Below are 13,184 nucleotides of genomic sequence, written 5' to 3' on the forward strand. Positions count from 1 at the left end.
GCACCGTCCGGTCGAGCCGGACTTGAGCCGTTCTGTGTCAAGCGGGTCTCGAGGTCATCTCTGGTAGAGGTGGGAAAGGTGTTCCTATGAGACAGAACCCGTCCAGCAGCCGCTCCACCGGACCGATCGGCATCGGGGTCCTGGGGTGCTCGGACTTCGCTCGCCGCCGCATGCTCCCCGCGATGACCGGCATACCCTCCCTGCGCGTGACCGCCGTCGGAAGCCGTCACACCGGCAGATCGGAACAGTTCACCGACGTATTCGGGGGCGCCCCCGTACTCGGTTACCAAAACGTCGTGGACCGGGCGGACGTCGAGGCCGTGTACATACCGCTCCCCTCGGGGCTCCATGTGGAATGGGCGGCCCGCGCGCTGCGGGCAGGCAAGCATGTCCTGGTGGAGAAACCGTTCGCCCCCACCCTGGAAGAGGCCGAGCGGCTGACGCGACTGGCCGACGAGCGAAAGCTGGTCGTGATGGAGAACTTCGCCTTCACGCACCACTCCCGTCACCTGGCCGTGCGCTCGATGGTCGAGGAAGGCCGCATCGGTGTGCCCCGGCTCATCACCGCGGACTTCGGCATCCCCCCGCGGCCGGCCACCGACATCCGGTACCGTGCCGACCTCGGCGGTGGAGCCCTGTTGGATGTCGGGGTGTACACGGTCCGGGCCGTCCAGGAATTCTGCGGATCCGAGCTGACGGTGGAAGCCGCGCGGGAGGACCTCGACGAGGAGTCCGGAGTGGACGTGACGGGTCAGGCGCTCCTAGCGGCTCCGGAACTTTCCGCCCGGGTCGGCTACGGTTTCGCCCACTCCTACCGAAGCTCCTACGACATTTGGGGAAGCGAAGGACACATCAGTGTCGGGCGTGCCTACACGCACCCTGGTGACGTCCCCTCACTCGTTCAGGTCGAGAGCGGGGGGAGGTCCCGGACTCTGGAGTTCGGACCGGAGGACCAGCTCGTGTCATTGCTGACGGCCTTCGTCGGCGCCGTTCACGGGGATAGCGACCCCGAGCCCCACCGGTCGGCGGTCCTGGCGCAAGCGGCCCTGGTCGAGGCGGTGAGCCTGCGGTCGAAGAACCGACCGCGCTCCGGCCCCGGGGACCGGACGGAGCCGGACCACCGGGTCAGGGTCGAGCGACCAGGCTGTACAGACAAGCCATGAGCGTGCGCGCCTCCACGTTCAGATAGTGACTGTGCCGGACCAGTTCGGACAACTGGTGGAGGGTCACCCAGCGGAACCCCGGTGCCGCGGACACCTCTCCGGGAGCCGCCTCGACGATCATGTAGCGGTTGCGCGTGTGGAAGAAGCGGCCGCCTTCCTCGGACAGAACGGTGTCGAACCTGATCCGATCGGCCGATGCTCCGAGGACCTCCCTGAAAAACGGCGGTTCGGGACGGCCTTCCCACACTGGCCCGTACTGCACGGTGGGACCGAGCTCCGCCACGTCCGCGTAGCCAGGCTCGACCCTCGTTCTCACCAGTACGTGGAGCAGCCCGCGGATCCTGGCCACCAGGAAGGCGGCCGTGCCCACTCCGCGCGCCGCGAACATCGGCTGGTCCCAGCCGACGACTTCGCGGCCCCGGGCCCGGACACGCACCCCGATGACGTCGAAGTGGCGGCCGAGCCCATGGCTGATACGGCCGTCCTCCCAACGCCAGCCGCGCACGTCCCCGAGGGGCACCGAGGTCACGCTGACCTCGGTCATGGAGCGCACGCAGCTGATCCAGCCGAGGATCTCGTCAATCCCGTGCAGAGGGCGCGAGCCGGGCAGGCACGACCGCACGAGTGCCTCCCGGAACCCGTCCCCGTCACACAGGAGCGCCCCCGGGTCAGGCCCTGAGGGGAGCAGGCAGGCAAGCACCGTGCGCGCGTCCATATTGACGAGGTTGTCCTCGGACAGCAGGCGGTACACCTGTCCCAGGGTGAGCCACACGAACCCGTCGAGAACCTCCACCTCGTCCGTGGCCTCGACGACCATGTTCCTGTTGTGCTTACGCACGAACCAGGTTCCCTGTTCCGACTGGCGCACGTCCGCGATCACCCGCTCAGGCGCGGCGTTCAGAAAGCGGTCGACGTAGGGCACCGCGCGCCCGCGGTGCACACCGGTGAAGTTGCTGCGGGTCGCCTGAACGGTCGGTGAGAGCTGGAAGCCTCCGCGGTTACCCGGCTCGGTCTTGGCCTGCATGAGCAGGTGCGCGACCCCCGCGAACCTCTTCACCAGGATGCCGAGGACCCCGGTCTCCGGTTGGTGGATGATCGGCTGTGTCCAGCGGGGCACGTCGGCGCCCGGCATCTCCACGTCGACCCCGCCGATACTGAAGAAGCGCCCGCTCTCATGACGGATCTGACCGCTGTCGGCGTGCAGGGACCAACCTTCCAGTTCCTCCAGCGGCCGCCGCGTCACCCGCATGGGGGCCCGGCCGAACCGGTCCACGAGCCGTCGGCGGGTCGCCTCGTCGGAGTTCAAGACCCCGTCGCTGGCCGCGGCCGACGAGGCCAGGTCCGGCGAAGCGGCCGAACCGTTCCCACGCCCGCCGTGCGGGCCGGGCGTTCTTCGTGTGCTCACCGGCCCCCGGCCTCCCGTGAGGCCCTGTGCTGGGACACCCGGCGCTCGAACAGTGTGACGGCCTCGTTCAGGGTGGGTTCAGCCAGCATGTGCTCGCGAAGCGTCATCGCGGACCTGGTGAAGGAGGGTTCCGTCAACAGACGCCGTACCGCGTCGCCCACCTTGTCCCGGTTCGCCTCCGTCAGCGGCAGGCGCAGCCCGGCGCCGGCGGCCTCGATCGCGTCCGCCTTCACCGCGGTGTCCCAGCCACCGGAGAGCAGGAGCTGAGGTACCCCGTGGAGGTAGGCGGTGGCCGTCGTCCCGATCCCGCCGTGGTGGACGATCGCCGCGCAGGTCGGCAGCAACTGGTCCAACGGGGCGAACCCGACCGCCCGGACGTTGTCCGGAAGCACTCCCGCCACGGCGACCTGTTCCTCGGTGAGGGTGGCGATGACCTCCGCGTCGAGGTCGGCCATCGATTCCAGGACCTCGCCGAGCGTGGCCCCCATCCGCTCCGCCGTGCCGCTCAGCCCCAGGGACAAGCAGACTCGGACCCGCTTGGGCTCCTCGCGGGTCCGCTCGGGTACCACCGTGGCCGGGCCCGGGTAGGGGACGTACCGGACCCCGATCGTGTCCAGCCCCAGATCCAGGCGCACCGGGGCCGGGGAGGGGTCGATCGTCCACTGGCCGGTCAGCACCTCCTCGTCGAAGTTCCCTCCGAAGCGTTCGAGGGACCAGCCCAACCACTCCGCGGTCGGATCCTCGCGGTGTTCGGGCGGCTGCTCCGACGAGCGGCGCAGGAACTCCCGGCGCGCGCGGAGCGCGACGTCCGCGCCCCACACCAGGCGGGCGTGGGCCGCGCCGACCGCGCGGGCCGCAACGGCGCCCGCGAAACTGTAGGTCTCCCAGATCACCAGGTCCGGTCGCCAGTCGCGGGCGAGGTCTACCAGGTCGTCCAGGGTGGGATCGTTGTTCATCGACGCGAACAGGGCGGGGGCCATGATGTTCTCCAGCGCGAGCAACCCCTCCCACGTCCACTGTTCCCCGTCCCGGCGCGTGTAGTCGAAGTACTCGGCGTACGGTGAGCCCTCGGCCAGCAGCTCCCCCAGCGCCTCCGGGTCGTACGGGTCGTTGCTGTACCACTCAGGTGTGCCGACGCTGACCCCGGGCAGCCCGGTCCGGGCGATGGTGTCGGCCAGGTCCGGCCCGCTGGCGACCCTGACCTCGTGCCCGGCCGTGCGCAGCGCCCAGGCCAGGGGCACCATCGGGAAGTAGTGCGTGTCGTGCGCGAAGCAGACGAACAAAACCCTCATGGAAGTCCTCAACTCTCGGCGGTCGGCTGATTCGTGTACAGAGGCAGCCGCGCGAGGCGCCCGGTCAGCGGTGACCTGGGGTGGCTGGTCGCGGGCCCCGCACCGGACAACCGGGGGAACGCCGCCGCCAGAGCGTGTAGCTGGCCCTCAGCCAGGGCACGCGCGAAGGGAAGGGCGCTCCCGTACGGCGGCCCCGGGACCAGGGCCTCCGCTCCCCCGCCTCGGTCGGGGTCGAAGACGTCGGGCCGATCGAACACCTGCGGGTCGCGGTTGGCGGACGCGATCACCACGGCCACCCGGCCACCGGCGGGTATCCGCTCCCCCTGAACGGTGAGTTCCTCGTGCGCGCGCAGGGTATACACGCGCACCGGGGGATCGTGGCGCAGGGTCTCCCGGATGACCGGGCCAGCCCGGCAAGGATCGGCGGCCAGCCCCGACCACATCCCCGGGTGGCGGAGGAGGGCTCGCACGGAGTCGGCCAACAGGTCGTGCGCGATCCGCAGACCGGCCACGGCCATCAGCATGCCCGTCTCCCGGGGCGGGCCTCCGAGGGGACCGTGCGCGGACCGCCCGCGGAACCGGCCGGAGAGCCGTTCGAGCCCGGTGACGGCGTCGGCCAGGCGCCGGCTGACGCCCAGGGTCTGCGGGCTGAGCGACGCATCCAGTGCCGCCTCGCTCCCCTCGCAGGCAGAAGCCAGGGCGGGAAAGTCCGTCTCACCGACGCCGAGTGCCTCGGCGAGCAGTTCCGCCCCCACCGGACGGGACACGTCGGTCACCAGGTCGAACTCCGCGGGCAGGACCGCGAGCCGACGCGCGCACAGGCGCTCGGCCGCCGCCCGCCACCGGTCCGCGGTGGTCAGGGGCGGTTCTTCCGCTCTCTCCACCACCGTCCCGGAGAGGACGCCCTTGAGCTGGACGAGCCGGTCACGTACCGAGGCCGCGGCCGCGGCCTCCGCGCTCAGGGAACGGTGCGCGAGAAGCGCGGTGCCGGTCACGTGGTCACCCGTCACCCACGCACCCGTGGCGCTGAGCCACAGCGGACCTCTGGCGAGAATCTCGGCGCGGTGGCGAGCTGTGTCCTCGGGGTGTCCGCACAGCAGCGCGGCGTAGGGGTCTCCGGTGCGGCGTCGCAGCCAGTGCAGCCCGTGGGCGAGCTGCAAGCGCCGCCCCAACTCCTGGTCGAGCATGGACATGTGGTCCCTTCCCGGTGTGCTGGTTTGGGGGGTCAGACCGGAACCGGAGCGGAGTCACGGCGCTCCGCCGGCCTGCCGGTCCGGCTCGGCCACCAGGCGAGGCAGAGGCCGAAGAGAATGACGAGCATGCCCGCCCACTCGCGACCGCTGACCTCCTGACCGAGAATGACGGTGCTCAGGAGGATGAGCACGATCGGCACGACGTACATGACGGATGAGGCCATGGTCGAACCCTCGTCCCTGACGAGGCTCACGAAGAGCCAGTACACGAGCCCGGTGTTGAGAACTCCGGTGACGGTGACTCCCAGGACCACGGTGAGCGACAGCTGTGGGACCTCGATGCCGCCCAGTGGCAGCGCGAGACCGATCCACCCGGCGCCCAGCAGGGCCTGCCCCGCTGCGAGGGCCAGCGGGGTCAGCAGCCCCCTTTTCATCAGCCACTCCATGTAGAGCATGGAAAGTCCGTAGAAGACAGCGCCCACCACGGAGATGAGCACCCCCCAGGTGAGCAGGCGCCCGGCACCCGCTTCCCAGGGAGCGAACAGGAGCAGCACCCCCGCGAATCCGACCACCAGCCCGAGCGGAAGACGGGCGCCGAGCCCGCGTGCGCGCCCCCCGAGCACGAGCAGCACGACGACGCACAGCGGAACGCTGGCGTTGAACACCGAGACCAGGCCCGAGTCCGATCCGGTCGCGTCCCCAATCTCCAGCAGGATCACGGGCAGCAGGTGGGAGAGGAAAGCCAGGACCAGAAGGTGTCCCCACACCCGTGACCCCCTGGGCAACGCGACACCACACACCGCCAACGCCACCGACAGTGTGGCCGCGGCGATCACGATTCTTCCGAAACTGAACTGCACCGTGCTCAGTCCTTGCAAGGCCAGCATGATCCAGAACATGCTGGAACCCCACATGAGTCCGACCACGCCGAAGCGCAGCATTCCACTGACGCCCACAACGTCCTCCCCTGTTGGGCTCCGCGCCTCCTTGGCTGGCGCTCGTCGGAACTCAGACTCGTGAGCCCTCCTCGGGCCGCGCTGGAGCGGTACTGGACCAACCCGGCTCCACCGGGTTTCAAGAGGCGGGAGCGACCATCGGCGGGCACCGCATGTCTCGGAAACGAGGAGGAGCCCGATGACACCGCTGATGAGGATGCTGCGCGAGATGGTTCGTATTCGCACCGTTGAGACAGCACTGGCCGAGCTGTACCGGGACAGGCAGGAGATGCGCACCCCCACCCACTTCTCCGTGGGCCAAGAGGCGACCGCTGTGGGGGTGTGCTCGGCGCTACGCCCGGATGACCGCGTCTACAGCGGTCATCGGAGCCACGCCCCCTATCTGGCCAAGGGCGGGGACCTGCGCGCGATGGTCGCCGAGCTCTACGGGAAGCGCACCGGCTGCGCTGGGGGCCGGGGCGGATCAATGCACCTCGTCGACCTGAAAGCGGGGTTCATGGCCGCGTCGATCCTCGGCGAGACCATCGCGGTCGGCACGGGCACGGCTTGGGCTGCGGCGATGAGGGGGTCCGACGAGGTGACGGCGGTCTTCTTCGGTGACGGGGCTGCGGAGGAGGGAGTCTTCCACGAGTCCCTCAACTTCGCGGCGCTGCACAGCCTTCCGGTGCTTCTCGTGTGCGAGAACAACGGCTACTCCATCACCTCACCGCTGACCGCGCGCCAACCGCGGGGCACCACCGTCTGGGAACGCGCACGCGGCTACGGGGTGTCCTCCGCGCTGGTGGACGGCAACGACGTCGAGGCGGTGCACGACGCCGCTGTCGGGGCGGTACACCTGTGCCGGCGCGGGCGCGGACCCTACCTGTTGGAGCTGACGACGCGCCGCCTCCTGGAACACGTGGGGCCCCATCTGGACCGCGACGCCGAGCACGGTGCGGAGACCGACGTGCGGACTCGCTCGTGTCCCGTCGCTCGGACCTCGGCCGCGCTCCGTCCCGCGGACCTTGACGGCGAACACCCCGACCGGGTCGTCGACCGCTGGAGGCAGGAGGCCGAACAGGAGGTCCGCCTGGCGGTGGAAGCGGCCAGAGCCGCTCCTTTCCCCTCCACCTCGACCCTGCTCGACGGCGTTCACCACAGCTGAGGAAGGACCTGACCACATGCGCGAGCTCACCTACGCCCAAGCGATCAGCGAGGCCACTGTCCAGTGCATGGCCGCCGACCCGAGCGTGTTCGTGGCGGGCCAGAACGTCGATGACGAGAAGGGGACGCACGGCACTACCCGTGAGGCCTTCGAAGCCTTCGGGCCCTCCCGCGTCATCGATGTCCCCAACGCGGAGAACGCCTTCGCGGGCATCGCCCTGGGCACTGCCGCGGCGGGCATGCGCCCCCTGGTCGTTCACACCAGGGCCGACTTCATGTTCCTCGCGATGGACTCCGTGATCAACCTGGCCTCGAAATGGCGTTATGTCTACGGGGACACCGCCGGGGTCCCCCTGGTCATGCGGGGTGTGGTGGGACGCGGCTGGGGGCAGGGGGCGACACACTCCCAGAGCCTCCAGTCGGTGTTCGGCCACTTCCCCGGGCTTCGTGTGGCCACCCCCGCGACCCCTGCCGACGCCAAAGGGCTGATCATCAGCGCCCTCCGGGGCCGGGACCCGGTAGTACTGCTGGAGAACCGCGGACTCTACCCGTTGAAGGGCGAGGTTCCCGAGGAAGCGGTGCCCGTCCCCTTCGGTAGGGGACGCGTGGCCCGGCGGGGCGACGACGTCACCATCGTGGCGGCCTCGCTCATGGCGCACGAGGCGGAACGCGCCGCCGACCTGCTCGCTGACGCGGAGGTAAGCGCCGAGGTGATTGACCCCCGCAGCGTGCGCCCCCTGGACCGCGACCTCATCACGTCGTCCGTGACAAGGACCGGGCACCTGGTCGTCGCGGACACCAGTTGGGCGCCGTTCGGGTTCTCCGCGGAGGTGGCGGCGATCGTGGCGGAGAGCGTTCCCGGTGCTCTGCGCTCCCCCGTGGTAAGGGTGACACCGCCGGACTGTCCCGCGCCGGTGTCGTCCCCCCTGGAGGAAGCGTTTCACCCCGACGCGGAACGGATCGCCCGCGCGTGTCTCAAGGCCCTCGGGCGGAACGGATCAGGGTTCCGGGCACCGCACCCGATCACCGCCGAGTTCAGCGGGCCGTTCTGAGCCCTCGTCTCCCCGAGTGGGGGGAGCCGATTCAACCGGTTCCCCCCGTTCCGCCGCCTCCGCCCTCGAGCGCACGAGTACATCGATCCCGTCCAGGACACGGGCCAGCCCGAACTCGAACCCGTGCAGCGGATCGTAGGCGGACCCGTGCGCGGCACCCGCGATGGCCCCCACCCGCGCGGCCGTGGGAAAGAGTTCGACGTCCGCGATCCTACTCAGGACGGGGGCGTGCGCCCGCCACCACTGCTCGTCGGTGATCCCGGTGCGGCGCTCGGTCTCCTCACCGGCGACCGCACGCGCTACGGCCCCTTCGACGTACCCGTTGACGAGACCGACGACCGAGTCCATCTCGATCTCGTCGAGCCCGATACCCTCCAGTTCCCGTAGCTCGCGCTCGTACTTCGCGACGAGATTGGGACCGAGGACCGGGCGCCCCCTGACCACCTCCAGGATCCACGCGTGGCGCCGGTGCAGGTCCCAGGTCAGGTGCGCGGTCGCGTGCAGGCGGGCCCGCCAACCCCGCACATGCGGCCCGGGGGCTTCGAGCTCACCGTGGACCGAGTCGAGCATGACGTCGACCAGCTCGCTCTTCCCGGGGACGTAGGTGTACAGGGACATGGTCCCCACACCCAGTCTCACGGCGACCTTTCGCATGGAAAGCGCCTCCAGGCCCTCGTGGTCGGCGATACCGACGGCCGCCTCGACGATGCGGTCGATGCTAAGCCCCGGTTTACCCCTGCTGTTCACCCGTTCCCCGGTGCGCCACAGGAGTGCCAGGCTGCGCGCCGGATCAGCCGCCCGCCTCGGACTTCCCGCCATACCCTTAACCTCCTGCCCGCCGAAGGCCGCCCGTGCGCGTCACGGGAGACCGTTCCCGGCCAGCAGTTCCGCCAGGACAGCCGCGGGGTCCGTGTCCGGCGGCCCGGCCGGGAGCCAGGCCCCGCCTTCCCGCCGATACGGGTACCACCTCAGGTCCCGGCCGTACCGCAGCTGCACTCCCCGGTTCCACACCGTCCACCGGTTGCGCCAGACCCGGATGTCCGGCTGTTCCTCCGCGGCCCCCTCATCCCAGGCGTGCTCCATCTCCGTACGCGCACGGGCCGCCTCCCGACGGTCCGGGGCCCAGGACGCCTCCAGGGTGTCCAGACCGTCGGCTCCGCCGTACCGCCACGCCGACACGGCGGCCGAGACCTCTCCCGGGAACCTCTTCCCCAGACGTTCCGCGAGGGCCGGATCGTCATTCGCGGCGACCATCCGCACGGCGTCGCGCCACTCGTCCGGGTCCTGTTCAAAAGCCATGCCGTCGGCGGCGACGGCCTCGAACGCGCGGGCCGATGCGTCGAAGACCAACCAGTCCAGCCGGGCCGGTTCGGCCTCCCCGGTCTCGTACCCGAGGTAGGACGGGAACATCCTGGCGGCGGTCACCTCCGGCCGGGGCGGCAGCTCCGGCAGGGCGGAGACGTCCGCAGCGAAAACATCCTCTGCGGACACGCTCTCGTCCGCGGAAGCCACCTCCCCCTCGGCGGCATTCAGCCGGCTGATCTCCTCGACGAGTTCGTCCTCGGTCCGGCCGCGTAGGAGCAGCAGGACGAACGGGTCCTCGTCCAGGAGGCGCGCCAGCTGGTAGCTGAGCGCCGCGGCGTGTTTGCAGGGCAGTTCGAAGTCGAGGCACGTGCACTCCGGGTCGAGGTCGCCCACGCCCGGGAGCAGCCGTACGTCGGCCTCCTCTGCGTCCTCCGCCACTTCCTGCGGCATCTTCCGTTCCAGCAGGTCGGCGGTGTGCCCGGCCTTGACCGCGACCTTCTCGAGGAACCGGCCCCACTCGTCCTCGGAGAGCTGGTCCAGCAGGACCACGGCCTCCTGGGCACTGTCCTCGTCGAACACCGTCGCCGCCGCGCGCCCGGGGCTGACCGTGACCGTGCCGACGTGCCCGGCGGCGGCGTACCGGCGCCCCTTCTTCAGCGGTACCGGGTCCAGGGCGGTGTCGACCATGGCCTTGATCCACGCGTTGCCCCACCAGCTCTGCGCGAAGCGCTTCCCCTTCTTGTAAGCGGGTTTGGGCGGGAAGGACTTCGCTCGTTCGTCGTACTCCGTGCTCATCGCGTGTGATCCCCCAGTTCCACGAGCGCGGCCAGCTCCGTGTCGGACAGTTCGCTCAGCGCCGCCTCACCCGAGGACAGCACCGCATCGGCCAGGTGCCGCTTGGAACGCAGCATCGAGGCGATACGGTCCTCCAGGGTCCCTTCCGCGATGATCCGGTGCACCTGGACCGACCGGGTCTGGCCGATCCGGTAGGCGCGGTCGGTGGCCTGTTCCTCGACCGCCGGGTTCCACCAGCGGTCGAAGTGCACCACGTGCCCGGCACGGGTGAGGTTGAGCCCTGTGCCCGCGGCCTTGAGGGACAGCAGGAACACGGGGACCTCGCCCTCCTGGAAGCGCTGCACCATCTCCTCCCTTCTGGGCACCGGGGTTCCGCCGTGCAGCAGCTGTGTCGGCAGGCCGCGTTCCCGGAGCCTGGCCTCGATGAGCCGGGCCATCGCCACGTACTGTGTGAACACCAGTACCGCGTCGTTCTCGGCGACGATCGTCTCCAGGAGCTCCTCCAGGAGTTCGAGCTTCCCGGAGCGCCCGCGCAGCCGGGGCCTCTCCTCCTTGAGGTACTGGGCTGGGTGGTTGCAGATCTGTTTGAGCCCCGTGAGCAACTTCAGGACGCGGCCCCGGCGAGCGATCCCCTCGCTGGCGGCGATCTCGGCCATGACCGAACTGACCGTGCTCTCGTAGAGGTGGACCTGCTCGGCGGTCAGGCCCACCGGACGATCGGTCTCGACCTTGGGCGGCAGCTCGGGCACGATGTCCGGGTCGGTCTTGCGCCGACGTAGCAGGAAGGGTCCGACCATGCGGGAGAGCCGCTCCGCCGTACCGGCGTCGCGGTGCTCCTCCACCGGACGCGCCCAGCGCGCACGGAACTCGGACATCGAACCGAGCAGCCCCGGGGTGGTCCAGTCCAGGATCGCCCACAGCTCGGACAGGTTGTTCTCCACCGGGGTACCGGTGAGGGCTACTCTGGCGGCTGCGGGTATCCCGCGCAGCGCCCTGGCCGTGGCGGACCTCGGGTTCTTGACGTGCTGGGCCTCGTCGGCAACGACCAGATCCCACTCGACCCCGGCCAGACGCTCGGCGTCCAGGCGCATGGTTCCGTAGGTGGTGAGGACGAACCCCTCAGCGGCCTCCGGCAGGGTCCTCCCGGGGCCGTGGAACCTGCTGACCGGTGTCCCGGGCGCGAACCGCGCGATCTCGCGCTCCCAGTTACCCAGGAGCGAGGCGGGGCACACCACCAGGGTAGGCGGCGCGTGCGCCGAGCCGCGGCTCCGTTTCAGGTACAGGGCGATGAGCGTGATGGTCTTGCCGAGGCCCATGTCGTCCGCCAGGCAGCCGTTCAGCCCGAGCGAGGTCATACGGTCCAGCCAACGCAATCCTCTGAGCTGGTAGTCGCGCAGCCTCGCTTCGAGCTCGACCGGCTGGGCCAGGGGTTCGTCCCCGCTGTCCGGGCCGACGATCAGGTCCCGGATCGCGGCGAGCCACCACGAGGGGTCCACGTCCACCCACTCCGGACCGGTCCCGTCATCGATCTCGACTGCGCCGAGCAGGGCGGCGCCCAGTGCGCGCATGGGCGCCTGGGGTTCCAGTTCCCACTCGCGCGCCTTGCGACCCAGTTCCATCGGGAGCAGCAGCCAGCGGTCCTTCAGGTACACGAAGGGGCGATCGGACTTGGCCACGTAGGCCATGTCCCCGTCGTCGAGCCGGTCGCCGTCTACGTACAGGCGCCAGTTGAGACTGACCCGGTCATCACCGCGGAAGAAGGCCGCGGGGTCCGCGGGCGCCGGGTCGCGTACGCCAATCTCCGCACGCGCCTCCAGCACGCGGGCGATCTCGTCGGGCCACTGGATCTCCACCCCCGCCTCGTGCACCGCAGCGGCGTCGTCGCCGACGAGGCGGAGAACCTCGTCATCGGACAGCTCCAGTTCATCGGGGACCGAGCGGTCGAGCAACCGTTCCAGGGGCGCCCACGCGGTCGCCGCCCGTCGGACGGCCATAATTGCGTGGAAGCGTCCCTGCGACCCGAACCGGTCGTCGCCGCCCTCCCAGAGGTCGACGGCGTCGACGATGACCGTCGGGTCGGCGAGGCTGCGCGTCCGGACCACGGCGCGTACGGGTGTGCTCCCCCCACCCCGTTCCAGCGCGTCGACACCGCCGGGGATCTCGAGGCGCAGGGAGATCCGCACACCGACGTCCTGACCGACAGCGATACTCTCGGCCCATTCACGCAGCTCTTCGGAGGGCCGGGGTTCCGGGACGGCGAACGGTTTCCCGCCGGAAACCAGCTCAGCGGCGGGTGTGCGCGGCATCGTGTCGGCGACGGCGTCCAGGCACCGGCGAAGCAGCCCCTCCGCGCGGTGGAGGGCCACCGGCTCGACGCCCGGCACCGGAACCGCGCGGGCCCGGGCGGGCATCGCGGCGGCCAGTTCCCTGATGCGTTCCATGTCAGCGATGTCCAGGGGGCCAAGGCGCCAGGCGTCGAAACCCCCGTCCGACACCCCGGGCAGCAGGCGACCGCGCGCCACCAGGTCCAGGGCGATGAGGCAGGCCGCTCCCCAGAAGGCGGCCGACGGGTCCGGGTTCCGCTCCACATACGCGTACCGCGCCCTGACCAGGGTGGTCAGGGCGTCCGCGACCGGGACCCTGACCACCTGTACGCGCCGCACCCGGACGCGGCCCCGGTCGGGCTCCGCCACGTCGAGCTCCCCTGGTTCTCCCACCCGGGCGGGAAGTGCCGTGCCGTCGGGCCGCCAGAAGGCGAAGCGCCCGTCGCGCGGCGGGTCCGCGGCCTCGAACACCACGGCGCAGTCCTCCAGTGCGGAGTGTTCCGGCCCGTGTCCGTCCGCGTTCCCAGCCGGTGTCCTCACCATCGGGCTCAGTGCC

General features: G+C 70.4%; 10 protein-coding genes. 3 read left to right on the plus strand and 7 right to left on the minus strand.

What is annotated here, in order from left to right; all coding sequences use genetic code 11:
- Positions 1-86 precede the first annotated feature (86 nt).
- The gene (locus D457_RS0103460; RefSeq protein ID WP_017579248.1) at positions 87-1,163 is read left to right on the plus strand and encodes a Gfo/Idh/MocA family protein; all 1,077 of its coding nucleotides are present in this window, start codon (positions 87-89) and stop codon (positions 1,161-1,163) included.
- Here D457_RS0103460 and D457_RS0103465 read toward each other — a convergent pair.
- Genes D457_RS0103465 through D457_RS0103480 form a run of 4 tightly spaced genes read right to left on the minus strand, consistent with a single transcriptional unit; the run spans position 1,126 to position 6,009 of the window.
- Positions 1,126-2,568, minus strand: a complete 1,443-nt coding sequence (locus tag D457_RS0103465; protein ID WP_017579249.1) for an NDP-hexose 2,3-dehydratase family protein — start codon at positions 2,566-2,568, stop codon at positions 1,126-1,128. The genes D457_RS0103460 and D457_RS0103465 overlap by 38 nt on opposite strands.
- Positions 2,565-3,860, minus strand: a complete 1,296-nt coding sequence (locus tag D457_RS0103470) for an activator-dependent family glycosyltransferase (RefSeq protein WP_039830922.1) — start codon at positions 3,858-3,860, stop codon at positions 2,565-2,567. The genes D457_RS0103465 and D457_RS0103470 overlap by 4 nt, the downstream gene beginning before the upstream one ends.
- A gap of 8 nt (positions 3,861-3,868) precedes the next feature.
- Positions 3,869-5,053: a cytochrome P450 family protein gene (locus tag D457_RS0103475; protein ID WP_017579251.1), complete on the minus strand. Its 1,185-nt coding sequence runs from the start codon at positions 5,051-5,053 to the stop codon at positions 3,869-3,871.
- Positions 5,054-5,085: 32 nt separating this feature from the next.
- On the minus strand, positions 5,086-6,009 hold the full coding sequence (locus D457_RS0103480; RefSeq protein WP_239646002.1) for a DMT family transporter: 924 nt from the start codon (positions 6,007-6,009) through the stop codon (positions 5,086-5,088).
- A 178-nt stretch (positions 6,010-6,187) separates the two neighbouring features.
- On the opposite strand from D457_RS0103480, the gene D457_RS0103485 reads away from it, so the two are divergent.
- Together D457_RS0103485 and D457_RS0103490 are read left to right on the plus strand one after the other, a co-directional pair.
- Complete coding sequence (locus D457_RS0103485) at positions 6,188-7,153, plus strand: thiamine pyrophosphate-dependent dehydrogenase E1 component subunit alpha (protein ID WP_017579253.1); 966 nt, start codon at positions 6,188-6,190, stop codon at positions 7,151-7,153.
- Positions 7,154-7,169: 16 nt separating this feature from the next.
- A complete protein-coding gene (locus D457_RS0103490) occupies positions 7,170-8,204 on the plus strand; it encodes an alpha-ketoacid dehydrogenase subunit beta (protein ID WP_017579254.1) in 1,035 nt (344 codons plus the stop codon).
- Here D457_RS0103490 and D457_RS0103495 read toward each other — a convergent pair.
- Genes D457_RS0103495 through D457_RS0103505 form a run of 3 tightly spaced genes read right to left on the minus strand, consistent with a single transcriptional unit; the run spans position 8,151 to position 13,171 of the window.
- Entirely contained in the window at positions 8,151-9,023 is an 873-nt protein-coding gene (locus tag D457_RS0103495; protein WP_017579255.1) for a TetR/AcrR family transcriptional regulator, read from the minus strand. The two genes, D457_RS0103490 and D457_RS0103495, sit on opposite strands and share 54 nt — an antisense overlap.
- Positions 9,024-9,062: 39 nt before the next feature.
- Entirely contained in the window at positions 9,063-10,304 is a 1,242-nt protein-coding gene (locus D457_RS0103500; protein ID WP_017579256.1) for an SWIM zinc finger family protein, read from the minus strand.
- Complete coding sequence (locus D457_RS0103505; protein ID WP_017579257.1) at positions 10,301-13,171, minus strand: DEAD/DEAH box helicase; 2,871 nt, start codon at positions 13,169-13,171, stop codon at positions 10,301-10,303. Before D457_RS0103505 ends, D457_RS0103500 begins: the two co-directional genes overlap by 4 nt.
- Between the last annotated feature and the right edge of the window lie 13 nt (positions 13,172-13,184).

It is taken from the genome of Nocardiopsis valliformis DSM 45023 (assembly GCF_000340985.1).
Classification (GTDB): domain Bacteria; phylum Actinomycetota; class Actinomycetes; order Streptosporangiales; family Streptosporangiaceae; genus Nocardiopsis; species Nocardiopsis exhalans.

What these genes read in the sequence shown, in the direction of transcription:
- D457_RS0103505 (WP_017579257.1), bottom strand. Translation starts at nt 13,171, where the DNA reads ATGGTGAGGACACCGGCTGGGAACGCGGACGGACACGGGCCGGAACAC.
- D457_RS0103475 (WP_017579251.1), bottom strand. Translation starts at nt 5,053, where the DNA reads ATGTCCATGCTCGACCAGGAGTTGGGGCGGCGCTTGCAGCTCGCCCAC.
- D457_RS0103495 (WP_017579255.1), bottom strand. Translation starts at nt 9,023, where the DNA reads ATGGCGGGAAGTCCGAGGCGGGCGGCTGATCCGGCGCGCAGCCTGGCA.
- D457_RS0103470 (WP_039830922.1), bottom strand. Translation starts at nt 3,860, where the DNA reads ATGAGGGTTTTGTTCGTCTGCTTCGCGCACGACACGCACTACTTCCCG.
- D457_RS0103500 (WP_017579256.1), bottom strand. Translation starts at nt 10,304, where the DNA reads ATGAGCACGGAGTACGACGAACGAGCGAAGTCCTTCCCGCCCAAACCC.
- D457_RS0103460 (WP_017579248.1), top strand. Translation starts at nt 87, where the DNA reads ATGAGACAGAACCCGTCCAGCAGCCGCTCCACCGGACCGATCGGCATC.
- D457_RS0103485 (WP_017579253.1), top strand. Translation starts at nt 6,188, where the DNA reads ATGACACCGCTGATGAGGATGCTGCGCGAGATGGTTCGTATTCGCACC.
- D457_RS0103490 (WP_017579254.1), top strand. Translation starts at nt 7,170, where the DNA reads ATGCGCGAGCTCACCTACGCCCAAGCGATCAGCGAGGCCACTGTCCAG.